The 26,182-nt window shown below is 67.1% G+C and carries 26 protein-coding genes; 14 read left to right on the forward strand and 12 right to left on the reverse strand.

Translation table 11 applies throughout. The features are described from left to right. Nucleotides 1-27: 27 nt before the first annotated feature. Nucleotides 28-795, forward strand: coding sequence for a DUF1206 domain-containing protein (locus tag ABD231_RS26530; RefSeq protein ID WP_344157554.1), 768 nt, complete (start codon nt 28-30; stop codon nt 793-795). Here ABD231_RS26530 and ABD231_RS26535 read toward each other — a convergent pair. The 4 genes from ABD231_RS26535 to ABD231_RS26550 all read right to left on the reverse strand — a co-directional run bounded on the left by ABD231_RS26535 (nt 792) and on the right by ABD231_RS26550 (nt 4,948). Next, nucleotides 792-1,508 carry a DUF899 family protein gene (locus ABD231_RS26535; protein WP_344157557.1) on the reverse strand — a complete coding sequence of 239 codons (717 nt, stop codon included), beginning with the start codon at nt 1,506-1,508 and terminating at the stop codon, nt 792-794. The two genes, ABD231_RS26530 and ABD231_RS26535, sit on opposite strands and share 4 nt — an antisense overlap. A gap of 364 nt (nt 1,509-1,872) precedes the next feature. Next, entirely contained in the window at nt 1,873-3,462 is a 1,590-nt protein-coding gene (locus tag ABD231_RS26540) for an ABC transporter permease (RefSeq protein ID WP_344157560.1), read from the reverse strand. Further along, nucleotides 3,459-4,358 carry an ABC transporter ATP-binding protein gene (locus ABD231_RS26545; RefSeq protein ID WP_344157563.1) on the reverse strand — a complete coding sequence of 300 codons (900 nt, stop codon included), beginning with the start codon at nt 4,356-4,358 and terminating at the stop codon, nt 3,459-3,461. Before ABD231_RS26545 ends, ABD231_RS26540 begins: the two co-directional genes overlap by 4 nt. Continuing rightward, nucleotides 4,358-4,948 carry a TetR/AcrR family transcriptional regulator gene (locus tag ABD231_RS26550; protein WP_344157566.1) on the reverse strand — a complete coding sequence of 197 codons (591 nt, stop codon included), beginning with the start codon at nt 4,946-4,948 and terminating at the stop codon, nt 4,358-4,360. The genes ABD231_RS26545 and ABD231_RS26550 overlap by 1 nt, the downstream gene beginning before the upstream one ends. Nucleotides 4,949-5,083: 135 nt before the next feature. Between ABD231_RS26550 and ABD231_RS26555 the strand changes: the two genes are divergently transcribed. From ABD231_RS26555 to ABD231_RS26575, 5 genes are read left to right on the forward strand one after another with little or no spacing between them, the layout of a single operon-like run. Then, nucleotides 5,084-6,880: an ABC transporter substrate-binding protein gene (locus ABD231_RS26555; RefSeq protein ID WP_344157569.1), complete on the forward strand. Its 1,797-nt coding sequence runs from the start codon at nt 5,084-5,086 to the stop codon at nt 6,878-6,880. Further along, nucleotides 6,877-7,890 carry an ABC transporter permease gene (locus ABD231_RS26560; protein WP_344157572.1) on the forward strand — a complete coding sequence of 338 codons (1,014 nt, stop codon included), beginning with the start codon at nt 6,877-6,879 and terminating at the stop codon, nt 7,888-7,890. Before ABD231_RS26555 ends, ABD231_RS26560 begins: the two co-directional genes overlap by 4 nt. Continuing rightward, nucleotides 7,887-8,771, forward strand: a complete 885-nt coding sequence (locus tag ABD231_RS26565) for an ABC transporter permease (protein ID WP_344157575.1) — start codon at nt 7,887-7,889, stop codon at nt 8,769-8,771. The genes ABD231_RS26560 and ABD231_RS26565 overlap by 4 nt, the downstream gene beginning before the upstream one ends. After that, nucleotides 8,771-9,721: an ABC transporter ATP-binding protein gene (locus tag ABD231_RS26570; RefSeq protein ID WP_344157578.1), complete on the forward strand. Its 951-nt coding sequence runs from the start codon at nt 8,771-8,773 to the stop codon at nt 9,719-9,721. The genes ABD231_RS26565 and ABD231_RS26570 overlap by 1 nt, the downstream gene beginning before the upstream one ends. Then, nucleotides 9,715-10,644 (forward strand): ABC transporter ATP-binding protein, encoded by a 930-nt coding sequence (locus ABD231_RS26575; protein WP_344157581.1) that lies wholly within the window; start codon nt 9,715-9,717, stop codon nt 10,642-10,644. Before ABD231_RS26570 ends, ABD231_RS26575 begins: the two co-directional genes overlap by 7 nt. Here the strand turns inward: ABD231_RS26575 and ABD231_RS26580 are convergent, their stop codons facing one another. The 3 genes from ABD231_RS26580 to ABD231_RS26590 all read right to left on the reverse strand — a co-directional run bounded on the left by ABD231_RS26580 (nt 10,645) and on the right by ABD231_RS26590 (nt 12,933). Further along, the gene (locus ABD231_RS26580) at nt 10,645-11,262 is read right to left on the reverse strand and encodes an RloB family protein (RefSeq protein WP_344157583.1); all 618 of its coding nucleotides are present in this window, start codon (nt 11,260-11,262) and stop codon (nt 10,645-10,647) included. Between the two features lie 6 nt (nt 11,263-11,268). Continuing rightward, nucleotides 11,269-12,564, reverse strand: coding sequence for an AAA family ATPase (locus tag ABD231_RS26585; protein ID WP_344157586.1), 1,296 nt, complete (start codon nt 12,562-12,564; stop codon nt 11,269-11,271). 117 nt (nt 12,565-12,681) lie between these two features. Then, the gene (locus tag ABD231_RS26590; RefSeq protein ID WP_344157589.1) at nt 12,682-12,933 is read right to left on the reverse strand and encodes an amphi-Trp domain-containing protein; all 252 of its coding nucleotides are present in this window, start codon (nt 12,931-12,933) and stop codon (nt 12,682-12,684) included. Between the two features lie 91 nt (nt 12,934-13,024). On the opposite strand from ABD231_RS26590, the gene ABD231_RS26595 reads away from it, so the two are divergent. The 3 genes from ABD231_RS26595 to ABD231_RS26605 are packed head-to-tail and all read left to right on the forward strand — an operon-like array spanning nt 13,025 to nt 14,816. Continuing rightward, nucleotides 13,025-13,351: an ArsR/SmtB family transcription factor gene (locus ABD231_RS26595; protein ID WP_344157592.1), complete on the forward strand. Its 327-nt coding sequence runs from the start codon at nt 13,025-13,027 to the stop codon at nt 13,349-13,351. Beyond that, a complete protein-coding gene (locus tag ABD231_RS26600) occupies nt 13,348-14,148 on the forward strand; it encodes a VOC family protein (protein WP_344157595.1) in 801 nt (266 codons plus the stop codon). Before ABD231_RS26595 ends, ABD231_RS26600 begins: the two co-directional genes overlap by 4 nt. Next, on the forward strand, nt 14,145-14,816 hold the full coding sequence (locus ABD231_RS26605) for a phosphotransferase (protein WP_344157598.1): 672 nt from the start codon (nt 14,145-14,147) through the stop codon (nt 14,814-14,816). Before ABD231_RS26600 ends, ABD231_RS26605 begins: the two co-directional genes overlap by 4 nt. Before the next feature lie 215 nt (nt 14,817-15,031). Here the strand turns inward: ABD231_RS26605 and ABD231_RS26610 are convergent, their stop codons facing one another. Genes ABD231_RS26610 through ABD231_RS26630 form a run of 5 tightly spaced genes read right to left on the reverse strand, consistent with a single transcriptional unit; the run spans nt 15,032 to nt 20,088 of the window. Beyond that, nucleotides 15,032-16,324, reverse strand: coding sequence for a DUF58 domain-containing protein (locus tag ABD231_RS26610; protein ID WP_344157601.1), 1,293 nt, complete (start codon nt 16,322-16,324; stop codon nt 15,032-15,034). Then, nucleotides 16,324-17,295: an AAA family ATPase gene (locus ABD231_RS26615; RefSeq protein WP_344157604.1), complete on the reverse strand. Its 972-nt coding sequence runs from the start codon at nt 17,293-17,295 to the stop codon at nt 16,324-16,326. The genes ABD231_RS26610 and ABD231_RS26615 overlap by 1 nt, the downstream gene beginning before the upstream one ends. Beyond that, nucleotides 17,292-18,443: a DUF4350 domain-containing protein gene (locus ABD231_RS26620; protein WP_344157607.1), complete on the reverse strand. Its 1,152-nt coding sequence runs from the start codon at nt 18,441-18,443 to the stop codon at nt 17,292-17,294. The genes ABD231_RS26615 and ABD231_RS26620 overlap by 4 nt, the downstream gene beginning before the upstream one ends. Then, nucleotides 18,440-19,075: a DUF4129 domain-containing protein gene (locus ABD231_RS26625; RefSeq protein ID WP_344157610.1), complete on the reverse strand. Its 636-nt coding sequence runs from the start codon at nt 19,073-19,075 to the stop codon at nt 18,440-18,442. The genes ABD231_RS26620 and ABD231_RS26625 overlap by 4 nt, the downstream gene beginning before the upstream one ends. Next, the gene (locus ABD231_RS26630; RefSeq protein ID WP_344157614.1) at nt 19,072-20,088 is read right to left on the reverse strand and encodes a hypothetical protein; all 1,017 of its coding nucleotides are present in this window, start codon (nt 20,086-20,088) and stop codon (nt 19,072-19,074) included. Before ABD231_RS26630 ends, ABD231_RS26625 begins: the two co-directional genes overlap by 4 nt. Before the next feature lie 212 nt (nt 20,089-20,300). Between ABD231_RS26630 and mtrA the strand changes: the two genes are divergently transcribed. The 5 genes from mtrA to hpf all read left to right on the forward strand — a co-directional run bounded on the left by mtrA (nt 20,301) and on the right by hpf (nt 26,162). Beyond that, nucleotides 20,301-20,978, forward strand: a complete 678-nt coding sequence (gene mtrA / locus ABD231_RS26635) for an MtrAB system response regulator MtrA (protein ID WP_141859693.1) — start codon at nt 20,301-20,303, stop codon at nt 20,976-20,978. A gap of 89 nt (nt 20,979-21,067) precedes the next feature. Beyond that, nucleotides 21,068-22,750: an MtrAB system histidine kinase MtrB gene (gene mtrB / locus ABD231_RS26640; RefSeq protein WP_344157617.1), complete on the forward strand. Its 1,683-nt coding sequence runs from the start codon at nt 21,068-21,070 to the stop codon at nt 22,748-22,750. Further along, nucleotides 22,747-24,528: an LpqB family beta-propeller domain-containing protein gene (locus ABD231_RS26645; RefSeq protein WP_344157620.1), complete on the forward strand. Its 1,782-nt coding sequence runs from the start codon at nt 22,747-22,749 to the stop codon at nt 24,526-24,528. The genes mtrB and ABD231_RS26645 overlap by 4 nt, the downstream gene beginning before the upstream one ends. Nucleotides 24,529-24,556: 28 nt before the next feature. Further along, entirely contained in the window at nt 24,557-25,282 is a 726-nt protein-coding gene (locus ABD231_RS26650) for a ComF family protein (RefSeq protein WP_344157623.1), read from the forward strand. 253 nt (nt 25,283-25,535) lie between these two features. Next, nucleotides 25,536-26,162 (forward strand): ribosome hibernation-promoting factor, HPF/YfiA family, encoded by a 627-nt coding sequence (gene hpf, locus ABD231_RS26655; RefSeq protein WP_344157626.1) that lies wholly within the window; start codon nt 25,536-25,538, stop codon nt 26,160-26,162. Nucleotides 26,163-26,182: the final 20 nt, after the last annotated feature.

Below are 26,182 nucleotides of genomic sequence, written 5' to 3' on the forward strand. Positions count from 1 at the left end.
CCGTTTGCCGGTGGGCACCGGATCAAGATGAGATCCGCCCAGGAAGTCAGACACAGCAGGTGGTACGGCGTCGCTGTCACGGTCGGCCTGATCGCGTACGGCGTTGTCCACCTGCTGATCGCGTGGATCGCCCTGCAACTGGCCTGGGGACAGTCGTCGCAGGAGGCATCCCAGCAAGGCGCCCTCAAGGAGCTCGCCGGTAAGCCACTCGGCGGGGTCCTGCTCTGGATTGTCGCGATCGGCCTGTTCGCGCTGGTGATCTGGCGCGCCCTCGATCTCGCGTACGCCGACCTCGACACCGAGAAGCGGGTGTCGTACACCGGTCGTGCCGTGGTCTACCTCGTGCTCGGAATCAGCGCGGTGAAGGTCGCCATCGGCGCCGGCAATTCGAGCACCAACCAGCAACGCTCGCTGTCGGCGCGGTTGATGGAGAACGGCTTTGGCCGCGCGCTGATCGTCGTGGTCGGCCTGGTCGTGGTCGGGATCGGGATCCGCCAGCTGTACAAGGCGTACACGAAGAAGTTCACCGAGGACCTGGTCGGCGGCGTCTCCGACACGACCGTCCTGCTCGGCCGCATCGGGTACGCCGCCAAGGGTGTCGCGTTCATCGTGGTCGGCGTGCTCTTCGGCTGGGCCGCGATCAGCTACGAACCGGACAAGGCCGGCGGTCTCGACGCTGCCCTGCACACGATCAAACAACAACCCTTCGGATCGGTCCTGCTGACCGTCCTGGCCCTCGGTATCGCCGCCTTCGGCGCCTACTGCTTCGTCTGGTCCCGCAACGCTCGAACCTAGATTGCGTCCGATCGCCCGGCTTCGATGCGTGACCACTGGGCGATCGGCCGGCCGTTCGTCATCAGGATGTGCTCGGCCTTCGCCCACTCCTGCGGCCAACCGTCCGGTGAGTCCTCGTGCCCTTCCTGGCGCCCATACACGGTGAGGTCCATCAGGTGGTAGCTGTTGTCCATCACCTCGACTCCACGCAACGTCGTCCAGTAGGTCTCGAACACCCGGTCGCCGTCGCGCAGGTAGCAGACCAAGTACATCTGGCCGAGAGTCCTGCCGACGAGCAACTTGTCGCGGGAGTCGGCCGACGAGTACCACGGCATCGTCCAGCCCATGAAGTCGCGGTACCGCCGACTCTCGTCGTACGGGCCCTGGCAGAACACGGCGTACGTGATGTCGCGCGAGTGCAGATAAGACAGTTCGCCGACAGCCCCGTTACACCACGTGCACCCCGGACACTGCTCAGTCGCGGGATGCCCGTCATGCCACATGAAGTAGTACGCGATCAGCTGCCGACGCCCTTCGAACGCCTCCAGCAATGTCACCGGCCCGTCCGGGCCCGCCACTGTGATCCCCGCATCCACCTCAACCATCGGCAACCGCCGCCGAGCCGCCGCAATCGCGTCCGCCTCCCGGCTGTGCGCCTTCTCGCGAACCCTCAACTCGTCCAGCTCAGCCAGGAACCCGGCCCGATCAGTCACCTTCGGCAATGCGTCACTCATGACGTCTCCTCTCTTTAGAGGTCACGTCGGAGCAGTACCCCACTTCTTGACATCCCGACCCCCCGCCCCAGGCCCCCAGCCCAACGCCCCACCCGCCCCCCGGCCCCCGCCCCTCACCTCTCGCCCCTCGCCCCTCGCGCCTCGCGCCTCGCCCCCAAAGGTGGGCCGCCTTCTCTTTGTGCACGAGCCCCCACTTTGTGAACCCACCAGTCAATCTGGTGAGTGTTTCGTGGTCGGTGGATTCACAAAGATGAGCTGGGTGCACAAAGAGCCGCGGGCGTGTTGGGGGATGGAGGGGTGCTCTTTGGGGGGCGAGGGGCGAGGGGCGAGGGCGAGGGGTGGGGGGATGGGTGGTGGGAAGGGGCTATGCGGTGGGGAGGTCTCGGTGGCGGAGGGTGGTTAGGCCGGTGGCGGCCAGGGCGGCGGTGATGAGGAGGAGGACGACGAGGGGAGCTAGGTGGGTGTCGCCGCCGGGGAGTTGGGGGAGGTGGGTGAAGGGGGAGAGGTCCTTGATCCAGGGGGCCAGTTGGATGCCGGCGCTGGTGAGACCGATCAGGATGCAGAGCGTGGGGCCGGCCCAGGCGGCTTGGGAGGCTCGGGGGATTAGGCCGAACACGGCGAGAGTGAGGGCGGCCAGGAGCCAGACTGCGGGCAGTTGGATGAGGGAGGCGGCGATCAGGCGGGGGAGTTGGGTGCCGACGTCGTCGACCGCCATGCCGTAGGCGAGGCCGGCTGCTGCGCCGGAGGCGAGGAGAGCGATGGCCGGGCCGAGGAGGCTGAAGATCAGGTGGCTGGCAGCCCAGTGGAGGCGGCTGGTTGCGGTGGCGAGGACGGGTTCGGCGCGACCGCTGGTCTCCTCGGCGCGCAACCGCAGCGTGGATTGGACTGCGTACGCCGAGGCGATCAGTCCGGTGATCATCATGACGCCGACCAGGAACGAGTCGATCAGCCCGGCTGAGCCACCCATCCGCTGGAACATCTCCTGGATCTTCGGATCGTTCCGCATCATGTCGCCGACCCCTTCGGCGACACCGCCGAAGAGCAGGCCGAGCAAGAGGAACGCCGACGTCCACGCGGCCAGCAGCCCGCGGTGCAGTCGCCAGGCCAATCCCAGTGGCGAGCCCAACCGTCCCTCGGCCGGCCCGAGCCGCGCGGGCAACAGCCCCGACCCGACATCACGCCGTACGGCGAGCTGAACCGCGGCCGCGACCAGTACGACGGTTGTCGCGAGCAACAGTCCTCCCAGCCACCAGCGGTTGGCGCCGTACGGGTGGATCCGTTGCGCCCAACCAACCGGCGACAGCCACGACAACCACGCCAGCGGACCGTCGGTGTGCGCGCTCGTGTCCCCGGCGGCACGCAGTACGAACGACGCCCCGAGTACGCCGATCGCCATCCCGCGTGCGGTCCCGGCATTGGCGGTCAGTTGCGCCGCGACCCCGCCGACCGCGGCGAAAAACCAACCAGCACTCGCGAATTCGAGGCCGAGGGCAACCGATCCCGCCCACGGCAGGTCCTGACTGTGCATGCCCAGAGCAAGCAATCCACCGAGCACCGCATTGGCGCCGAAGGCAACCAGAAGTGCGGCGGCAAGCCCCGCATGCCGCCCCACCACACTCGACCCGAGCAGCTCGGAACGCCCGGTCTCCTCCTCGACCCGGGTGTGCCGGATCACCGTGAGCAGGCCGATCAGCCCGACCATCAGCGGTACGAATCCGAGTCGCCAGGTGACGAATTCACCGAGCGAGGCCCCGGACAATTCGCCGTACAGGGTGATGAAACCGGCGTTGTTCGCGTAGCTGAGCCGCGATTCCGCGGTCGGGAACAGTTCGCCGTACGACGCCGCGTAGCTGACTGGGATCGCGGTCAGGAACACGATCCACAGCGGCATCACGATCCGGTCCCGGCGCAGGATCAGCCGGATCAGTCCACCGGTTCCGGCCAAGGTCGTCATCGGGCCGCCTCCGGTTCGTACAGGCGGAGGAAAAGCTCCTCCAGCGTCGGCGGCTGACTGACCAGACTCCGGACGCCGACATCGACCAGCTGCCGCAGTACGGCGTTGATCTCCTCGGTGTCCACGTCGAATCGCACCACCCCGTCCTCGACGCGCAGATCGTGCACACCGGTCAGCGCGGACAGACCATTCGGCGGACCGGCGAGCTCGGCGGTCATCGACGTACGGGTCAGGTGTCGGAGCCCGGACAGCGTCCCGCTCTCGACCGCGCGACCGGCCCGGATGATCGTGACCCGCTCGCAGAGCGCCTCGACCTCGGACAGGATGTGGCTCGAGAGCAGCACCGTCTTGCCCTCGCCCGAACTGATCTCCTGCACGACCTCGCGGAAGACCTCCTCCATCAACGGGTCCAACCCCGAGGTGGGCTCGTCGAGGAGCAGGAGCTCGACATTCGAGGCGAAGGCGGCGACCAGGGCGACCTTTTGCCGGTTGCCCTTCGAGTACGTGCGGGCCTTCTTCCGCGGGTCGAGATCGAACCGCTCCAGCAGTTCGGCCTTGCGCTTCTTGTCGAGACCGCCGCGCATCCGGCCGAGCAGGTCGATCGCCTCGCCGCCGGACAGGTTCGGCCACAGCGTGACGTCGCCGGGGACATAGGCGAGCCGGCGGTGCAGGGCGGTCGCATCCGACCACGGGTCGCCGCCGAGCAGGCGCGCCGTACCGTCGGTGCGTCGGGTCATACCGAGCAGGATCCGGATCGTGGTGGTCTTCCCGGCGCCGTTCGGGCCGAGGAAGCCGTGCACCTCACCCGCGCGGACCGTCAGGTCGAGACCGTCCAGGGCCCGGGTACGTCCGAAGGTCTTGACCAGGCCCTCGGTGTGGATCGCCGCAGCGGTCATCAGTTGTCCTTTCGGAGGTTGGCAGTCTGCTCGGGTGTGAGCAGTGGCTGGGAGAAGATGTCGACGAACGCCCGGGTCAGGCGGGCGTAGCCGGCGGTGGTGGAGATGTCCTCGCCGAGGGCGAGTTCGAGCTGGTCGCGGAGCACGAAGACGCCGAGCTTCATCGCCGCGATCACGGCGGACCAGGCCCGGTAGTCGTCGGCGACGACACCGTGCGCCTTCGCCCACTCCTCGCCGTACTCGACCGTCTGCAGGAACAGCGCACCCGCGGTCTCGGAGCCGTCCATCATCGAGCGGACCAGATAGCTCTGGAGCGGGAACGACACCGGTTGCACGGTGGCGACGTTGACGTTCTCCAGGCCCTTCTCGTCGATCAGTTCGCGGCCGAGCTCGATCATCCGGTCCCGGGCGTAGGCGTCACAGGCTTCGCGCAGCGCCTCCTTCGACCCGAAGTGGTGCCGGACCAGTCCGGACGAGACGCCGGCCTCGGTCGCGATATCGCGGATCGAGGCGCCCTCGATCCCGCGCTCGGTGAACAGCTTGATCGCCGCGTCCCGGATCCGGGCCCGCGCGGTCAGGTCGTCGTTCATGCACACTCCTTCTCGGCTACACAGTTGAGTAGACTCCTACACGATCGTGTAGTCAAGAGGAAAGATGATGACGTATATGTGACGAAGATTCGTATCTCGTTGACAGGACAGCGCTTGCTGGTGTGGTTTCTTCCCATGATCAAACGGTGGCTGGGAATCCTCGGAGCGCTGTGTCTCGTGGTTGCGATACCGGGTACGGCGTTTGCTGCCGACCCAGGACGCAAGGTCGTGAAGGTCGGGGTGACCCAGGCGGTCGACTCGATGAACCCGTTCCTCGCCGTCCGGCTGGTCTCGGGGTCGCTGCAGCGCTGGATGTACAGCTTCCTGACCGTGCCCGACTCCAAGACCCTGCAGCCCAGTCCGGACCTCGCCGAGTCCTGGACGACGTCACCCGACGGGCTGACCTGGACCTTCAAGATCCGTACGGCGAAGTGGTCCGACGGCCAGCCGATCACCGCCGAAGACGCGGCGTGGACCTTCAACAAGATGATGACCGACGACGCGGCCAAGGCCGGTAACGGGCCCGCGGTCGAGAACTTCGCCAGCGTCACCGCGAACGGCCAGGAGCTGACGATCAAGCTGAAGGCGCCGCAGGCGTCGATGCTCGACATCCCGGTGGCGATCGTGCCCAAGCACATCTGGGAGAAGGTCACCGACATCGGGAAGTACGAGGCCGACCAGTACCCGACCGTCGGCAGCGGCCCGTACGTCGCGGTCGAGTACAAGAAGGACCAGTTCGTCCGGCTCGAGGCGAACAAGGACTACTGGCGTGGACCGGCGAAGATCGACGAGTTGCAGCTGATCTTCTACGACAACCCGGCCGCCGCGATCGTCGGGCTGAAGAAGGGCGACATCGACCTGATCGGCCGGCTCGCACCGCCGGACTTCGAGTCGCTGAAGGGCGAGGACAACATCGTCCAGTGGAACACCGAGGGCCGGCGGGCGACGTACCTGCAGATCAATCATGGCGCGACCACCAGCGACAACAAGCCGATCGGTGACGGGCATCCGGCGCTGAAGGACCCCCGTGTGCGGCAGGCGCTGCACTACGGGATCGACAAGCAGAAGCTGGTCGCCGAGACGCAGAACGGGCTTGCCCGGCCGGCCGACGGTTCGATCGTGCCGCCGCTGTACAAGAGCTTCTTCTGGGAAGCATCGGGCGCGGAGAAGATCAGCTACGACGCGGCCAAGGCCAACAAGATCCTCGATGACGCCGGCTACAAGAAGGGTGCCGACGGCATCCGAACCATGCCCGACGGCTCGCGCAAACTGGCGTTCCGCTTCAGCATCCACACCGATGCGCCGAGCGAAGAGAAGCTCTCCGAGTACCTGACCGGCTGGTTCAAGGAGCTCGGCATCCAGCTCACCGCACGCCGGCTCGACTCCAGCAAGTTCACCGAGGAGACCGGTACGACGGCCCTGTTCGACATCGCGATCAGCGGCTGGTCGGTCAACCCCGATCCCGAAGAGGTCCTCGGCACGCACCTCTGCAGTCGCCGGCCGACCGCATCCGGGCAGGGTGGCGGAACCGAGTCGTTCTACTGCGACCCGCAGTACGAGGACCTCTACAAGCAGCAGCAGAAGGAGCTCGACCTCCCGAAGCGCGCCGACATCATCAAGAAGATGCAGGAACGCCTGTACGTCGACGCGCCGGTGATCGCGCTCTACTACCCGAACGACCTCGAGGGCTACCGCAAGGACCGGATCGCCAGCATCACGCCGATCCCGGAGGACAAGGGCCTCCTGTACGGCGGCAGCGGCTACTGGCCGTTCTACACAGTTCAGGCGGTGACGAAGGATGCTGCGGCCGAGAGCGATGGCGGCTCGAACACCGGGCTGATCGCGGGCATCGCGGCGGCGATCGTCGTACTGGGGCTTGGTGGATTCGTGCTGGCGCGGCGGCGTCAGGGTGCTGCCGACGAGCGCGAATGACCGTCGTCATCGAAGCGGCTCCGGCCCGTCACGGGTTGCTGCGGTATGCGGCGACCAAGGCGGGCGGGGCGCTGCTGAGCATCGCGATGGTCGTCGTGGCGACGTTCTTCCTGTTCCGGATGTTGCCGGGCGACCCGGTGCGTGCGTTGGCGCAGGGGCGCAACATGACGCCCGAGCAGCTGGATCTGGAGCGTGCGCGGCTCGGGCTGGACAAGTCGATTCCTGAACAGTTCCTGCACTTCGTCGGGCAGACGCTGCGGTTCGACCTGGGGACGTCGTACGAATACAAGCGGCCGGTGCTCGACCTGATCGGTGAGCGGATCGGGCCGACGCTGCTGCTCACCGGGACCGCGTTGGTGATGGCGGTCAGCCTGGGGATCTGGCAGGGCGCGCGGGCCGGGTGGAAGCCGGGCTCGCGGTTCGACCGGTTCTCGACGGCTGTGTCGTTGGTGTTGTGGTCGGTGCCGACGTTCTGGCTCGGGCTGTTGCTGCTGATGGTGTTCGCGGCTGGCATCGGGCCGATCCCGGGGCTGTTCCCGACCCGGGGAATCTCCAGCGTCGATGCGCCCGATGGTTTCGGCTATGTGCTCGACGTGGCTCAGCACATGGTGTTGCCATGTCTGACTTTGGTGGCCGTGGTCTACGCGCAGTACCTGCTGGTGATGCGGTCGTCGGTGCTGGACGAGGTCGAGCAGGACTACATCACGACCGCCCGGGCCAAGGGTTTGAAGGACGACGACATCCGGCGGCGGCACGCCGTACCGAATGCGTTGCTGCCGACGGTGACGTTGGTGTTCATGCGGATCGGATTCGTCGTCGGAGGTGCGGTGACGGTCGAGGCGATCTTCAGCTGGCCGGGGCTCGGGCAGTTGTTCTACGAGGCGATCCGGGTTCCTGACTTCACGTTGATGCAGGGCACGTTCCTGCTGATCACGGTGTCGGTGATCCTGATGAACACCTTGGCCGACGTGATCTACCACGTCCTCGATCCGCGGGTGAGGTCGGTATGAGTAACCTGGCGTGGGTACGGCGGCAGCGTTCGGTCTCGCGGTTCTGGCGCGACTTCCGCACGCACAAGGCCGGTATGGCGGGTCTCGTCGTACTGGTGGTGGCGGTGGTGCTCGCGTTGATCGCACCGCTGTTCATCGATGCGGGCGTGACGAATGTGGTTTCAGGCACCGGGGCCAAGCTGGCGCCGCCGAGCCTGGACTACCCGCTCGGGACCGACGAGTCGGGGCGCTCGGTGCTGCTGATGATCTGGTGGGGTTCGCGGACCTCGTTGCTGATCGGATTCCTCGCGGCCCTGCTGAGCATGGTGATCGGGACCGTGCTCGGGATCGCGGCCGGCCACTTCCGGGGCTGGTTGGGCGCGATCGTGCTGCGGGTGACCGACTGGTTCCTGGTGCTGCCGTCGCTGGTGACCGCGTTGGTGCTGGCCGCGATTCTCGGCGGCAGTACGGCGACGATCATCATCGCGATCGGCGTTACGTCGTGGCCTTCGACCGCCCGGCTGATTCGTGCCCAGACGCTCGCGGTAGAGGCCCGGCCGTACATCGAACGGTCACTCGCGCTCGGCGCCGGGCACTGGCACATCACCACCCGGCACGTGCTGCCGAACGTCGCACCGTTGCTGCTGGCAAGTACGACGCTCGAGGTCGCGAGCGCGATCGTCACCGAGTCGACGCTGGCGTTCCTCGGGGTGAGCGCGAACAAGACCTCGTGGGGAACGATGCTGCGCGGCTCGTATGACTGGGGTGCGGCGACCGCCGGAGCATGGTGGTACATCCTCATCCCGGGTCTGTGCATCGTGGCCGTCGTGATGGCTTTCACCTTGTGTGGAAGGGCTTTGGAGACTGTCTTGAACCCCCGGTTGCGGACGAGGGCGGCCTGATGCTCGAGCTGGACGAGTTGTCCGTGACCTATCGACTGGCCAGTGGCGAGGTCCCCGCCGTACGTGGGGTGTCGTTGTCTGTCGCCGCCGGCGAGGCGGTCGGGCTGGCGGGGGAGTCGGGGTCTGGGAAGTCCACAGTCGCGCTGTCGTTGCTGCGGTTGCTGCCGCGGACCGCTCGGATCGACGGGCGGATCCTGCTGGACGGCGAGGATGTCGTGGCGATGAAGTGGGGCCGGCTGCGCGCGGTCCGGTGGTCGTCGGCGTCGATCGTCTTCCAGGGCGCGCAGCACGGGCTCAATCCGGTACGGCGAATTGGCGAGCAGATCGCGGAGCCGTTGCTGGTGCATCGGCTGGCGTCCGCTTCCGAGGCTCGGTTGCGGGTGGCTGAGCTGTTGGAGCAGGTCGGGTTGCCGGGCTGGCGGGCGCGGAGTTATCCGCATGAGCTGAGTGGTGGCCAACGGCAACGAGTGATGATCGCGATGGCGCTGGCGTGTTCGCCGCAGCTGATCATTGCGGATGAGCCGACGACTGCCTTGGACCTGATGGTGCAGGCGCAGGTGTTGACGCTGATTCGGCAGCTGATCGCCTCGCACGGGATCTCGCTGCTGATGATCTCGCACGATCTGTCGGTCCTAGCGGACGTGTGCGATCGGCTCGCGATCATGTACGCCGGGCGATTGGTGGAGACCGGACCGGCTGGTTCATCGTTCCGGCATCCTTATAGCCAGGCGCTGTCGGCCGCGTTCCCGACGGTCGGTGATCCGGCGTCACGGCTGGCCCCGCGTGGGTTGGCCGGGGATCCGCCGGACCCGCAATCGCTTCCGGGCGGATGTGCTTTCCATCCGCGCTGCCCGGTCGCGTTGGAGTCGTGTTCGACCGAGCCGATCGAGCTGCGCCCGGTTGGGGATGCTCGGTCGGCTGCCTGTGTGCTGGTGGAGGAAACGTGCTAGAGGCAACGGATGTAGTGGTCGAGTTCGGCCGGGCGCGCGCCGTCGACGGGGTGAACCTCTCGGTCGGGGCCGGCGAAATTGTTGCCCTGGTCGGCGAATCCGGCTGCGGCAAGACCACGCTCGCCCGAACCCTCCTCGGCTTGGAGCGCCCGCAGTCCGGCACGATCTCGTACGACGGTTCGCCACTGAACTACTCCGGTCGTGCCCTCCGCGCCTTCCGGCGACAGGTCCAGCTGGTCCTGCAGGATCCGATGGGCTCCCTCAACCCCCGGCACACCGTCTACGAGGCAGTTGCCGAAGGCCCCCGAATTCACAAGCTGCCCGACGAGGAGGCGGTCGTCACCTCGGCGCTGGCCCGGGCCGGTCTGCGCCCACCCGACCGGTTCTTCCTCCGCTACCCGCACGAACTCTCCGGCGGTCAACGACAGCGCGTCGTGATTGCCGGTGCCCTCGCCCTCGACCCCAAGATCCTGATCGCCGACGAACCTGTGGCATCTCTGGATGCGTCGATCCGCGGTGAGATCCTGGCCTTGCTGCTGCGCTTGCGGGACGAGCTCGCTCTCGGCGCGCTTGTCGTCACTCACGACCTGGGCCTCGCCTGGAATATCGCCGACCGGGTCGCAGTCATGTACCTCGGCCGCATCGTCGAATCCGGCCGAACCGAGGACGTGCTGACGAATCCGCAACACCCCTACACCCGGGCGCTGCTGTCGGTCCTGCCCGAGTCGCCTGAACGCATCATCCTGACTGGCGAACCGCCGGACCCGACCCAGATCCCATCCGGGTGCCGATTCCATCCTCGCTGCCAATTAGTAGCCGCTGGCAACGGTGTCGATGCCTGCCGGACGACCCCGCTCCCCGTCCTTCCCGCGACCACCGACGCGCAGGTCGCGTGCCACGTCGTACCGGCCCTGCGGACCTGATCAGCGGTGTGGCTCGATGGCCTTGAGTAGTTTGTACATGGACGACGACGGGTTGTCGTCCGGGAAGAGGGCTCCGTTCTGGTCGTGACGACCGGCGAGATCCGCCGCTCGTTTGGACGCCTCTGCTCGTTGCGGCAGATACATCGACGCGTCGATGCGCTTACCTGTTCGGCCATCCAGCCTGCGGCTGAGGCTCTCGGCAGCCCGGTTGTCCAGGAAGGCGCCGTGATCCTGATGGTGCAGGATCAACCACAGTTCGAAGCACGGGTTGGACACCGCAACGTTGATGTCGTTGCCGGCGGCGATCTGCAGTGTGCGATCCAGATGTGGATGGTGCTGTGGCCACTCGACGTCGAACACACACCAGTACTCGTCGACCTCCACATCCTTCCGCATCCGCGCGACGGCTGCTTGGACCAAAGTGAGTGGTACGCCGGACGTTGGATCGATCTCGAGACTGATCGCGGTGTTGTTGCGGACTTCGGGCAATCGTTTGAGCGCGTTGAGGTAGTCCGGCTCGGAGGCCTCGCCCTCGCAGAAGATCACGATGGTCCGGCGTTCCGGCCTGTTCCCCGTCCTCCGCTTGAGATTCTTGCCGGTAGTACGTCGAGCTGCCACCCGCGGTCAGCCGATCAAGCCGAGTGCTCGGAGGAGATCTGTGCGATCCGTCTCGGGAAGTGCGCCGAACCTGCCATGGAGGTAGGCCTTTTCGAGATTGACCGACGTTCTGACTCGTTCCCCGGCGAACTCCGCCAGCGCGCCGAGACGAGTACTGCCGGCATCCGACTTCTCGGTCAGCCAGACCTCATCGCGATTCAGATGGTTGAGCAGACTGGTGTCGTGTGTGGTGAAAATCAGTTGGGCGTCGTGGGGATTCGTCGCCGGATCCTGGAAAAGGCGAATGAGCTGAGCGGACAGGGTCGGATGCAGGCTTGCGTCCAACTCGTCGAACAACAGCAGTGAACCCGCTCGGAGGGCGAAGAGCACCGGCCCGATCAGCCTGAACCAGGTCCGGGTACCTTCGGATTCCTCGTCGAGAGTGAGAGCGACTGGCCCATGGGCGGTCCGATGCATCAAGCGAAGGCGCTCACGACCGGTACGACGCTGGCCGGCGTCAGTGGAGATTTCCGGATCCTTGATGAGGGCGACGTCTTCGATACCGAGGTCGGCGAGGCGTAGTAGCGCCAGTGCCTGGATGCGTTCCGCCGACGATGACTCCGACGGTTCGGCCACGTCGTCCGGATCGAAAAGGGTCGGCTGATCGGTGTCCAGATCCGGTTCGAACAGCCGGGTCGTCGACTGCTGGATCTGCCGCAGTGGCAAGCGGCGTCTGGTTCGGTAGGACAACCCGAGGGACTGGATGTTCAAGAGTTCGCGGGCGAATCCGCTGACCAGCGGGTCTCCGAAACGCCGCGCAGCTGACAGCACCAAGGTCCGTTCGGTCAGCAGGCTCCTGGTGCCGCTGAGATGGCCCAGACCACGCTGGAGCTTGAGGTCGTGGCCTTCGCGCTCGAAGAGCCGTCGCCGCTTCTTCTCCGGATAGTGGAAGAGCGCCTCGTAGGCGACCGCGGTCCGGTCCAGCTCAAGAGCGTATTCGAAGCGGACTCCGTCGATCACGGACTCGATCACGAAGCCCGTCGTTCGCGTCGGCTGCTGTGCGAAGGCGAAGGGCTCGACAGGAATGCTGTCGTCCCAGCTCCGCAACGACGACTGGACTGCGTCTCGCAACCAGGCCACGGCCTCGACGATGTTCGACTTGCCGGACGCGTTGGGCCCGAGGATCGCGGCGATGTGCAGGAGGCTTTCGCCCAGGTTCGGAATCTCCCGCGTCTCCGGCCGGTCGGTGTCGACAGCCACCATCGACAGCTCGACAGGCTCCAGGACGGACCGGAAGTTCTCGACCTCGAAGCGGATCAGCATCAATCATCCTTACGTTGACGCCGTCATCATAGCCATGTTCTCGTCGATTTCTTCCGAAATTGGCCCTTTGCTGACGATTGGCCGGGGCGCAACAGGTGCACCCCGGCCAATCGATGCTCACACCTCGTCGTCGTCCTCGGGGTCCTCGTCCGCGTCGGCGAGTGCCCACTTCAGCTGGAACTCGACCTCTTCCTCGTCCTCGGAGCGCTCGTGCTCGACGCTGATCCGGGCGTTCTTCGGGACGGTGAAGCGCTCTCCGGCGATCTGGATCCGGAACGGCTTGCCCGCCTCCAGGGCATCGGCCAGCCGACGGAGCTTGGCGGCGAACTCGGCGACCGTGTAGTCCTTCTCGACATCTCTCTCACTCATGGGGTCCATCCAACCAACCCGAGGGTTCTTCGAGGTTGTGGGGTTCTTCGAGCGGTTGACAATAGTTAACATCTGGTAGAACTATTGCAGGATGGTGGAAGATCAGGTCGACCGGTTCTTCGAAGTACTCGCCGATCCGACCCGGCGACAGGTCGTCCGGCTGCTCGGCGAAGGTCCGCAGCGGGCCGGCCAGCTGGCCGTCGCCACGGGATCGTCGTCACCCGCGATGAGCCGGCACCTGCGGATCCTGCTCGAGGCCGGCCTGGTCGCCGACGAGCGCGTTCCCGACGACGCCCGCGTCCGCCTCTTCCGGCTGAACCCCGAACCCGTCGTCGCCGTCCAGGCCTGGCTCGACCAGGTCCAAGCGCACTGGCGCGATCAGTTGGGTGCATTCAAACGACACGTGGAGAACTCATGACCGAACTGTCAGCGACAGCAACCATCGAGGTCCCGGTCGACCCGGCGACCGCGTTCCGGATCTTCACCGAGGAGGTCGATCTGTGGTGGGTCCGCGGCCCCATCAACTTCTTCGACGCCGCCCGCGCCACCGCCATGCAGCTCGAACCAGGCGTCGGCGGCCGCTTCCTCGAGGTGTACTCGCTGCCCGACGACGTCCTCGTCCTCGGCACCATCACCGACTGGGAACCAGGCGTCCGGTTCGCCTACCGCAGTTCCGTCGACGACACCGAAACCGAGATCACCTTCGCCGCTGAGGGTGACGGCACCCGAGTCACCGTCGTACAAGCTCTCGTCACCGGTGGTTCCAAGGCCTTCTACTTCTGGAAGAACGTCATCCACTGGGTACCGCAGTGGATCGCCCGCCGCTCTGCCGCGCCCAGCACGCCCCGCGAGCTGGGCCGCCTAGCTGTTGCCCTGTACTACGCAGATCCGGCGGCTGCGGCCCGCTGGCTCCACACCGTCTTCGGCCTCGACTCTTGGACCAGCATCCCCGCCGAAGGAACCACCCCCTCCTGGATCGAGCTCAACGTAGGCGACTGCAGCCTCATCCTCTTCCCCCGCACCGACACCCGCCCACCCCAGCACGACCACAGCACCTGGATCTACGTAGACGACCTCGACGCCCACTTCGCTCACACCCAGCAGTCCGGCGCCAAGATCCTCAGCGACATCCACCAACACGGCTACCGCCGCTACGAAACCGAAGACCTGGAAGGCCACCACTGGACCTTCGCCCAAGCCCGCCCCACCCAGTGAAACAAGGCCGAATCACCCCAGGCGTCACCCGAATCAACAACACCGTACGACGTCCCGCGTCGCCCGGCACCGGTGATCTGCTGCAGTTGCTCGAAGCCCGCGGTTTCACCGGCGCCCCGCGCTACCTAGGTCAGGACGACCAGGGCCGCGACATCCTCACCTACGTAGACGGATGGGTCCCAGACTGCTTCCAACGCTGGCAAAACAACCAACTAGTAGCCTTCGGCAACCTCCTCCGAGCCTTCCATGAAGCCACCCGCACAGGTCCCCACCAGGTCATCTGCCACCACGACCCAGGCCCCAACAACGCAGTCTTCCGCAACAACCTCCCAGTAGCCCTCATCGACTTCGACACCGCAGCCCCAGGCAGTCCCCTAGAAGACCTCGGCTACGCCGCGTGGACCTGGTGCATAGCCTCAAAACACAACGACCCAGACCGCCAAGCCGCCCAAGTCCGAGTCCTAGCCGACGCCTACACCCTCACCCCGCCACAATGCGCAGCCCTGGTAGACGCCATCCTCGAACGCCAGTCCCGCAACGCCCGCTTCTGGACCGAAACAACAGCCCCTGTAACACCTGAGCAACGCGCAGACCGCATCACCTGGTCCCGCCGCGAGCACGCCTTCACCACAACCCACCGCGAGATCTTCGAAGCGCACCTCCGCTGATCGCCCACTCGCCGCGCATCGGCGCGGCCCGCATGTGCTCACCACGTCCGCGCGGATCCGCACTCGACCCGCCCATCACGGGTGCACCACCAGCCGCGCTCACCGCGCTGGCTAGCACTCGTGTGCACCAGTCACGGGGTCGACCGCGTGCAGGGGTGGGTGGGAGCGCGCGTAGCTGGCGCGACGTAGGAGTGACTGCGTAGCACGCGTGGGGACTACAACCGTCCGGCTTTTTTGAGGGCTAGGTAGGTGTCGGCGAGGGCGGGGGCTATTTGGTCTGGGTTTTCGTCTACTACGGTGACGCCGGCTCGGGTGAGGACTGCGGTGACGCGGTCTCGGTCGAGGCGGGTTCGGGCGGCGGATGCGGCGTTGTAGACGTCTATGAGGTCTGTGCGCGTGGAATCGAGTTCCGTCAGGCGGGGGTCGGCTACTGACGCCAGCACGATGACGTGGCGGCGGAGGAGCGGGCCGATGACCGGGAGCAGCGACTCTTCGATGACTGCGGGGTCCAAGCCGGTCAGTAGGACTACCAGGGACCGCTGGCCCAGGCGTTCCAGGACCTGTGAGACGACCACCCGGAAGTCGGTCTGCACGAGCTCAGCCTCGACGTTCGCCAAAGCGTTTACGAACGACGGCAACACGTCCTCCGGCGCAGGGCGTCGTACGTCGGCTCGTACGGCGGAATCGCAGGCCAGCAAGGAAACGCGGTCACCGGCACGGGTGGCTAGAGCAGCCAGCAGCAGCGCCGCGTCCATCGCGTGATCGAGCCGAGGCGCATCGCCGACGCGCCCGGCCGACATGCGCCCGGAGTCGATCACGATGGCGACCTGGCGATCGCGTTCGGGACGCCACGTGCGCAGTACGACGTTGCCTCGCCGCGCCGTGGCTCGCCAGTCGATACTGCGGACGTCGTCACCAGGCACGTAGTCCCGCAGCGAGTCGAACTCCGTCCCCTGCCCGCGCACCAACAACGCCGTACGCCCATCCAGCTCACGCAACCGCGCCAACCGCGACGGCAGGTGCTTGCGACTGTTGAACGGCGGCAGCGCCCGCACAGTCCACGCCACCTGATGCCCACCCTGCCGACCAGCAAAACCGAGCGGACCGATCGACCGGATCGTCACCCGATCCGCATGGCGGTCGCCACGTCGTGTCGGCACGAGATGCGTCGTCAACCGGCGACGCTCGCCATGAGGCAGGTCCAGCTTGTGTGGCGGGTCCAGTACGCCGGCCGACGGCGGCCATGCGTCGCGCAGCAGACCGCGGACCCGCCGACCCGGATTGGTCACCAGCAACTGCACAACCGCCTGCTCACCAAGCCGTACGGCGGTATCACCCTCCCGACTGAGCTGCAGCCGCCGCGGCGACCCCGCCAGCAGCAGGTCAACCAGGCACACCAAAAACACGACGCCGACGACGACTCCGACGCCAGACCAGCTCGGCATCACCAGGGCGACGAACACCACCCCGAGACCAGCCAGCAGCCCAGCCCTGCCTGTGAGAACCATCAGCGTGGCACTGGCACGGTCGCGAGGACACTCTCCAGCACCGCGTCCGCGCTGACGCCTTCGAGCTCAGCCTCCGGCCGCACCTGCACCCGGTGCCGCAGGCAAGGACGCGCCATAGCCTTCACATCATCCGGAATCACGTAGTCCCGCCCCGACAACCACGCCCACGCACGCGACACCGCCAGCAGCGCAGTGGCACCACGCGGCGACACACCGAGCTGCAACGACGGCGACTGCCGCGTCGCGCGACACAGGTCGACCACGTAAGCCAGGACATCCTCCCGAACCGCAACCCGCCGTACGGCGTTCTGCCCGGCCAGCAGGTCCTCCGGCCCAGCCACCGGCCGCAGACCCGCCGCTTCCAGGTCACGCGGGTCGAACCCCTGCGCATGCCGAGCCAGTACGGCGATCTCAGCGTCGCGCGGCGGGATGTCCAGCGTCACCTTCAGCAGGAACCGGTCCAGCTGCGCCTCCGGCAGCGGGTAAGTCCCTTCGTACTCAATCGGGTTCTGAGTCGCAGCCACCACAAAAGGAACCGGCAGCTTCCGCGACACCCCGTCGACGGTGACCTGCCGCTCCTCCATCGCCTCCAGCAGCGCGGCCTGCGTCTTCGGAGGCGTCCGGTTGATCTCGTCCGCCAGCATGATGTTGGTGAACACGGGACCCGGCCGGAACTCGAACTCACTCGTCTTCGCGTCGTACACCAGCGATCCGGTGACGTCACCCGGCATCAGGTCCGGAGTGAACTGCACCCGCTTGGTGTCCAGCCGCATCGCCATCGACAGCGCCCGCACCATCAGTGTCTTCGCCGTACCCGGGACGCCCTCGAGCAGGACGTGGCCACGGCAGAGCAGCGCCAGCACCAGTGCGGTGACCGCGGTCTCCTGACCGACGACGGCCTTCCCGATCTCGGTCCGCAGCGCCACCAGCGCCTGCCTGGCCTGGTCGGCGCTGACCTCAGTAGTGGTCACGGGTGTCGTACCTCCTGCATGAGTACATCTAGTACGTCGGACAAGTTCAACAGTGCGGCGTCGTCGAGAGGGGGCATGCCGTACAGCGCTTCGTACAGCGTGTGAGGGTCCCACCCGGTCCGAGCGGCCAGTGTGGCAACCACTGCGCTCGGTTCGGCCCGCCGTGGAATGCCGTGCGCCTTGTGCAGTTTGCCGAGCGCTGACTCCCGCAGCGCCGCCGCAGCGCGGTCGCGTGCGCGAGATCGGCGGTAGAGCCGCGCCCGGCCCTCAGTGGTCTCGGCCGCGTGCACAATCACCGGCAAGCGCTCCACAACCACAGGTCCCAGTCGACGCCCACGCCACAGCGCAACCACCAGTACGGCGAACGCCAGGGCCCAGGCGATGTAGCGGATGTCCGGCGGGACCAGCGGCGGCCCGCCGTCGCCCTTCTCGTCCACACCGTTGCTCTCAAACTGCGGCAGGTACCAGGTCAGTTCCTGGTGGGTGCCGATCAGGTTGAGTGCCAGCGCGGCGTTTCCGTCGTCCGCAAGTTCGCTGTTCGTGAAGGACCGCGACGTACCGATGACGTCGACGGTCTGGGAACCCGTCTCGATCCGGACCACGGTGTGGTTGATTCCGTCGCCGTAACAAGTCTTGGCGCCCTGAGGCGCGGAGTACGTCGGCCCGCCGACCGTCACCGTCCCAGCCTTCACCGCGGCCACCAGGTCGCAGTCTGGCTCGCGGCTCTCAGAGCTGAGCCCCTGACTGGCGTTCTTCACACCCGGCGCCAGCACTGCCAGCTGACGAGCGCTGGGCCGCATCAGGATCAGGTGGCTCCAGCCGGCGTCCGCGATGCGCTGCCAGTCGGCCCGATCCAGCTGACCGTTCGGCCCGATGAGCAGCGCCTTTCCCGCACCTGGCTTCACCGCATCCGAGAGCAGCTCAGTCCCGCGCACGTTCACCCCGTGGTTCTTCAGCAGGTTGGACAAAGCCCGTGCACCGTCCCGCTCGGTGGAGTCCGGGCTGAACGGTCCTGAAGTGCTTGCAGTGCTGAAGATCAGTACGACGATCGCCGCCAGCACGATGATGCCCGTGATGAGCATCGGTCGCCGCAGCACCCGCCAGCTCTCCGCGGCGCCCCGGCCGACCGGCACACTCGTGGTGGTCATCCACTCACCTTGACCCGCGCGACGCGTGCTGCCTCGTCCGCCTTGACCACCACGGCGTACCGCTGCGGTGTACCCGGACGGTTGCCGTAGACAACCTCAGTGAAGGCCAGTGCGGCCGGCTGCAGCGAGTCGCGCAGCGTCGGGGCGATGCGTCCCGCATCCGCGACCACCTCGTACGCCGTCCGGCCAGCGCGGTCGTCGAGGATGGTCCGCTCGACCAGTTCGGCCACACAGGCCCGGAAGCGGCTGCGGATCGCGTGGGTGAAGTCGCCGGAGGCAGCTTCCTTCTCGGCCTGCGCCCGGTACTCCGCAGCGCTCCGCGGCCGGGACGTGTCGAACACGGACTGTTGCCGCTGGCCACGCTTGCTGGTCCGCAGTACACCGGCCCGCCAGAGCACCACGACAACGATCAGAGCGATCAGCGCCACCAGCAGGATCAGCCCGAGGTGTCCGTTAGGGGAGGCGCCGGTGACGCTGTCCAGCAGATCGGCGATCCACTCGAGCATCTTGTTCACCGCACGCTCGATCAGCGAACCGCCCGACTGCCGGTAGGCGGACTTCGACAACTCCTCAGCCGCCTCACGGGCAGCCTGGTCGCGAGTGATGTCGACCGGCGGTTCGGCGAAGATCACGCGGTACCTCCCGAACGCAGGGCCGGACGCATCCACAGGTCGAGGCCCTCACGCCGTACGCGCAGGTCCAGGTAGACAAGAGCCTGTACGGCGGACATGAAGGCCAGACTGGCGATCAGGGTCATCACCGTCGCGATTCCGGCCGCCGCTCCGACCACTATGGCGATCAGCGTGCCGCCGCTGCTGTCGCTGGCGTCGGCCCAGGAGCCGACTGTGACCACCAGCGTCGTGACACCGAACTGCAGGGCGTAGCTGACGATGTTCACGACCACACTCGCGAAGAGCAGGATGCCGAACACCCGCCAGAACTTGCCCTTCACCAGCTGCCAGGATCGCCGCAGCGCGCCAACAATCCCTACTCGGGCCGGTATGTACAGCCCGATGTCCGGTGCGTGCTTGCCTTCCATCAGTACGACGGTCCCGGCCAGCACCAGCCGGACTCCGAAGATCAGCACGAGCAGTCCGCCCAGCAGCATCAGTGCGACGGCGACTCCGCCGGCCACCGCACCTGATACTGCCGACTCCGCTCCAGCGCCGATCCCGAACACAGCCAGGAGCCAGCCACCGATCAGTACAAGGAACGACAGCGACTGCAGCAGCCCCACGGCCGCCAGTGCAGGCAGCGTGGGCCGGACCAGCCGCAGGAGCTCGCGAGCGCTGACCCGATGACCCAGCTGGCTGCGGACCGCGGCCAGGGCGATGATCCCGGCCAGCGTGCTGGACACGACCGCGAACAGCACCAGCTGAACGCCGTACGTCAGCAGCAAGGCCCCACCGGCCTGCTCGAACGGGTCACTGGCCCCGAAGAACCCAGTGATCCCACCCGGTACGGCGACCTCGGTCAGCGCGGCCTGGACGGCCAGCAGGGCGACCGCGGCGAGCACCGGGAGGCCGAGCATGATGGTCTTGTTGTCGGAGATGGTGCGGGCCGCGTTGTCCAGCAGGTCGGCCGGCAGCCAGGGCCGCAGCGGCTCGGCCGCCGGGTCCTCGTGCAGCCTGATGTCGTCGCTCATGTCCGCCTCCCCTCCGCCTGTGGGTGCACCCCGAGTTGTCGCACAGCCGGGCCGTGCACCATGATCACAGCCCAAACCGGGGTCAATCGGCGATCCGGCGTGTGCACTACCCAGGGAATGGGACACTATCCGTAGTGCGTACGGACGGCATGCACCGGGCGCACGACGAGTCGGACGGCAAGGAGCAGCGCGTGGCAGATGGTAACCGGACGATGCGGGGACGCATTCTCATCGTCGACGACGACACCGCGTTGTCGGAGATGCTCAGCATCGTGCTGCGCAACGAGGGCTACGACACCTATCTGTGTGCGACCGGTGACAAAGCGGTACCGGCGTTCCGGGAGTTCAAACCGGACCTGCTGCTGCTCGACCTGATGCTGCCCGGGATGGACGGTATCGACGTCTGCCGGGCGATCCGGGCCGAGTCCGGCGTGCCGATCGTGATGCTGACCGCCAAGAGCGACACCGTCGACGTGGTGCTCGGCCTGGAGTCCGGGGCCGACGACTACGTGGTCAAGCCGTTCAAGCCCAAGGAGCTGGTGGCCCGGATCCGGGCCCGCCTGCGCCGGATGGACGAGCCGGGGCCGGAGTCGCTGACCATCGGCGACCTGACCATCGACGTCGCCGGCCACTCGGTGAAGCGGGCCGGGGAGACCATCCAGCTGACGCCGCTGGAGTTCGACCTGCTGGTCTGCCTGGCGTCCAAGCCCTGGCAGGTGTTCACCCGCGAGGTGCTGCTGGAGCAGGTCTGGGGCTACCGGCACGCGGCCGACACCCGCCTGGTCAACGTGCACGTCCAGCGACTGCGCTCCAAGATCGAGAAGGACCCTGAGCACCCGGAGATCGTCGTGACGGTCCGCGGTGTCGGTTACAAGGCTGGTGCGGACTGATCGAGTACGGACGCGACCAAGAGTCGCAGGCTGTCTCCGACCCTGTCGCACCGGCAGCGTCGGAGCAGTCGGCCCCGCCCGAGCAGGAGGTGGCCGAGCCGCGCGGCACGGAGCTGGAGCTGACGGCCGCCGCGGCTGAGTGGCATGCCTACCCACAACCGCTCTGGCGGACGCACCCGAAGTACTGGCCGGACATTTGGCGGCGCTCCATCCAGGCCCGGATCGTCACTGGCACCCTGCTGATGTCGACCGTCGTCCTGCTGCTGGTCGGCTGGGTGATGATGAGCCAGGTCACCGACGGCGTCCTGGAGTCCCGTCGGCTCAGTGCGCAGGCCGAGGCGTTCGCCCAGCTCGCCTCGCTGACGCGCAACATCAACGCGGCCGACTCGACCGCCGTCAACCAGCAGCTGTCCCAGCTGGTCCTCGGCTCGAACCGCCCGGGCCTGTACGACGTCGTGCTGTCCCCGATCGGCAACAGCGGCTCGAACGCGACCCGCCGTACCGGACTGGTCGAGAGCGACTCGGTGCCGCAGGTGCTGCAGTCGTCGGTGAACAGCAACGACAGCAAGCTCTGGGACACCTACACCGTCATCAAGTACACCGACGGCCGGACCGCACCGGGACTGGTGATCGGCTCCCAGTTGCGGGTCGACAGCACCCGCGACAAGTACGCGGTCTACTTCCTCTTCCCGCTCACTGCGCAGCAGGAGACGCTGGACGTCGTGCAGCGCGCACTGGTCACGGCCGGCCTGCTGCTGGTCGTTCTGCTCGGCGCAGTGGCGTGGCTGGTCACCCGACAGGTGGTCACACCGGTCCGGATGGCCCGGCGGATCGCTGAGCGGCTCGCGGCCGGCAAGCTCGAGGAGCGGATGCAGGTCCGCGGCACCGACGACTTGGCCCGGCTGGCGGTCTCGTTCAACAAGATGGCCAGCAACCTGCAGCGCCAGATCCGCCGCCTGGAGGACCTGTCCCGGCTGCAGCGCCGGTTCGTCTCCGACGTGTCGCACGAGCTGCGGACGCCGCTGACCACGGTCCGGATGGCGGCTGACCTCCTGCACGAGAATCGCGACGAGTTCGATCCGATGGCCCGCCGCTCGGTGGAGCTGTTGCAGAACGAGCTCAACCGGTTCGAGGAGCTGCTCGCAGACCTGCTGGAGATCAGCAGGTTCGACGCCGGTGCGGCCGCGCTCGACCTGGAGGACGTGGACCTGCGCGACATCGTCAGCCGCGTGCTGGAGAACCACGAGACGCTGCTGGAGCGCAAGGGCTGCGAGGTGCAGCTGGACATGCCGGAGCCGTGCCGTGCACAGGTCGACGCGCGCCGGATCGAGCGCATCCTGCGGAACCTGATCGGCAACGCGATCGAGCACAGTGAAGGCCTACCGATCCTGATCAGCACCGCGTACGACGACGATGCGGCGGCTGTCGCGGTCCGGGATCACGGTGTCGGTTTCCGAGCCGAGGAGGCCGAGATGGTGTTCAGCCGGTTCTGGCGGGCCGACCCGGCCCGTGCCCGGACCACCGGCGGTACCGGACTCGGCCTGTCGATCGCACTGGAGGACGCACGCCTGCACGGCGGTCGTCTGGACGCCTGGGGCTCACCAGGGGAGGGCGCGTACTTCCGGCTGACGATTCCGCGCCGCCCGGACGTCGCACTGGCCGGCTCACCGCTTCCGGCGCGCCCGGCCGACGCCGTACGGGTGATCACCGAGAAGTCGCTGGTGGACGTCGGAGCGCCGTACCAGAAGCTGACCGGTGGTGAGGAGCAGTGAGACGCTGCCTGCTCGCCGTGCTGCTGGCCGGCACGCTGCTGGTGACCGGCTGTGCGACGGTGCCGACGAAGGGCACGATCCGCAACAGCGACCGCAAGGGCCTGGCTGCGGACTCCGGCGGTGTCAATGTCGAGGCGAAGCCGCCGCGCGAGAACGCTGACCGGGACGACATCGTGAACGGCTTCCTGGAGGCGATGTCGGACTCCCGGCGCTCCTTCGACCAGGCGCGGCTGTACATGACCCCGCAGGCGGCGGCGAAGTGGAAGCCCGAGGTCCGGACCGTCGTCTACGACCAGGGCGCCGCCCCGCCGGCGGCGAAGGGCGACGACTACCAACTGACCGCGCGGAAGATCGCCACCATCGACGACCGGGGTGAGTGGCTCCCGGCCGGACCGAAGGAGCAGGCCGACTTCCTCTTCAAGATGATCAAGGTGAACGGCCAGTGGCGGGTCGACTCGGTACCGCCGGGCGTGCTGCTGAACGCCAACCAGGTCCAGGCCAAGCTGGCGCCGCGCGAGCTGTTCTTCTTCGCCCGGGACCGGGAGACCCTGATCCCCGACCCGGTCTACCTGCCGCAGAACAACCTGTCCGCCGGTCAGGCCGCGACCCAGCTGATCCAGGAGCTGCTGAAAGGGCCGACCAAGCGGCTCGGCAACGGTGCCGTCTCGATCGCGCCACCGGGAACCGCAGTGGTGGTCTCCGTCCCGGTCGAGCTCGGTGAGGCGACCGTGGCGCTGAACGACGCCGCTGGGCAACTGGTGGACGACGACCGGCGCAAGCTGGCGGCGCAGATCGTCTGGACGCTCAACCAGATCGGTCTGAAGGTCAAGATCACCGTCAACGGCGCTCCGCTGCTGTCGGACAACACGGGCGTCATCCAGTTCTCGTCCGTGGCCGAGAACGACCCGGCCGCGCCCACCACCGGGTCGACGGTCCTCTACGGCCTGCTCGGCGGGAAGGTGCACCGGGTCGAGGGGCTCGACGGCGCCTCCGACCAGGCCGCCCGGGCACTCAACTCGAGCCAGCTCTACGCGTACGACGCGAAGTCGTTCGCCGTGAATCTGCGCGGCGACTCCGGGGCGATCGTCACCACGGAGGACGGGAAGCGGGTAGTCGCCTACGCGAAGCTCGTCGACGCGGAGAACGGCCAGGGTGACAAGGCCAAGACGATCCCCGTCGAGGGCCGGACACTGCGACCCAGCTACGACAATGCCGACAACCTGTGGATCCTGGACCGAGCCGACAGCTCGGCGCCGCGACTCCGGGTCCGGACCAGGGACGGCGACGTCCAGAACGTCTCGGTCGACTTCCACGGGGACGTGCCGCAGGTGCTGCGGATGGCGCCTGACGGAGTCCGGGCGCTGCTGGTGCTGAAGTCTGCCAAGACCCGCAAGAACACCGTTCAGACCGCTACCGTGCGGCCTGCGGACAACGGCAAGGGGCTCGTCCTCGACCAGTTGCGTGACCTCCAGGTCCCGCTGAACGACATCACCGACGCGGCCTGGTCCAAGAAGGTCATCCTGGTGGCCGGCAAGCCTGACGGCAGCCCCACCGCGCAGCCCTGGCTGGTGAACACGGACGGCTCGACCCCGCAGCCGCTGCCCGGCGGCAGCCCCATCTTCGGGATCGAGAACGTCGCCTCCAACGCGAACCCGGAAACCCTGCCGGTCTTCGAGGACCCCGAGGGCAAGATCCACTGGCAGGGCCGCGACCTGGCCTGGGTCACCCCCAACGACGACAAACTCGGCGACGGCCTGATCCCGACGTACCCCGGCTGATCTCCCGGGGTTATCCACAGGCGGCTGGATGCCGCTTGTGGAGCGGGTGCGCAGTGCCCAAGGTGGTGGGGTGTGGGGTGCCGCGGTCGACCTGCTGCTCGGAGGCGGCTGTGTCGGCTGCGGACGGCCCGGCGTCACGCTGTGTGATGGTTGCCGAGGGCTCCTGTGTCGACTGACTCCGTTCCGTGCTTGGCCGGATCCGCGACCGCCCGGACTACCGCCGCCGACCGCGGCATCGCCGTACGGCGATCAGGTCCGGCGGCTGGTTATCGCGCACAAGGAGCACGCGCGGTACCCGCTGGCTCGTCCGCTCGGCGCCGCGCTGGCGACCGCCGTCCTGGCTGCTCTTGGCGAGCACCGGACTGCGTGGCTGGTACCTGTGCCGTCGGCGCGGTCGACCGTGCGCAAGCGCGGGCACGATCCGCTCGGGCGAATCACCCGGGCCGCTGCGCGATCCCTGCGGAGACAGGGGATCGACGTCCGGATCGCTCCGGCACTACGGCTGGTACGGCGTCCTGACGACCAGGCCGGCTTGTCCGCGGAACGCCGTACCGCCAACCTGGCCGGGGCTTTCGGGCTCCGTTCGCGCTGGGCTGAACCGCTGACGCATCAACCGATCGTGGTCGTCGACGATGTGATCACCACCGGCGCCACGCTCGCCGAAGCGTGCCGGGCCCTGGAATCACAGGGAATTCCGGTGCTCGGCTGTGCCGTGCTGGCCGCGACCCCGAGACGTTTGCCGTCTGGTTCATGAGAACTTCTCTACCGGTTTTCGCCGAAGCCGACTAGCGTTGGCCTATGACACCCGCTTGGGCTTGTCGGGCAGTGAAGTGGCGCAGGACCGGATCAGCCGGAATCCTCGCCACGGGCTCCGACCGGCTCCTCGACGGGTGTCTCTCGTTTCGGGCGCCCCAGTATCCGTAGCCCAGTTCAGGGAGTGAGTTCTCAGCAAAAAGCCCGGGTGTCCGGAGACGTAAGCAAGAAGTCGCCGATCGATGGAGGTTTCCGTGGACGTCGTTGTCAAGGGTCATCACTGCGAGGTCAGTGACCGCTTCCGGCAGTACGTCGAGGAAAAACTCGAGCGAATCGAGAAGGTCGACCACCGGGTACTGCGGTGCGAGGTGGAAGTCAGCCAGGAGAAGAACCCGCGACAGCACGATCGGGCGATGCGTGTCGAGCTCACCATGTACACCAAGGGTCCGGTGGTCCGCGCCGAAGCGTGCGGTGAGACCAAGCAGGCTGCGTTCGACGTCTGCCTGGACCGGCTCCGCGCCCAGGTCCGCAAGGCGGCCGACCGCCGCCGCGTGCACCGCGGCGAGCGGAGCCCGGAAGGACTGCGGCACGTCAACGCCCGGCAGCCGGTCAACGGCCACACGCCGGCTGAGGACGACACCGTCGCCGAGGACGCAGTGGCGACGTACAAGGTCGGCTCGCTGACGGTCACCGGTGACGGTCCGCTGGTGATGCGCGAGAAGACACACACCGCCAAGCCGATGTCTCTCGACCAGGCCCTCTACGAGCTGGAACTGGTCGGGCACGACTTCTACCTGTTCGTCGATGCCGACGACAACCAGCCCAGCGTCGTCTACCGGCGACGCGGCTACGACTACGGCGTGATCCGACTGGCGGTCTGAGCCTCGGGAGGAGCACAGAA

Origin of the sequence: Kribbella yunnanensis (assembly GCF_039529655.1) — a bacterium.
Classification (GTDB): domain Bacteria; phylum Actinomycetota; class Actinomycetes; order Propionibacteriales; family Kribbellaceae; genus Kribbella; species Kribbella yunnanensis.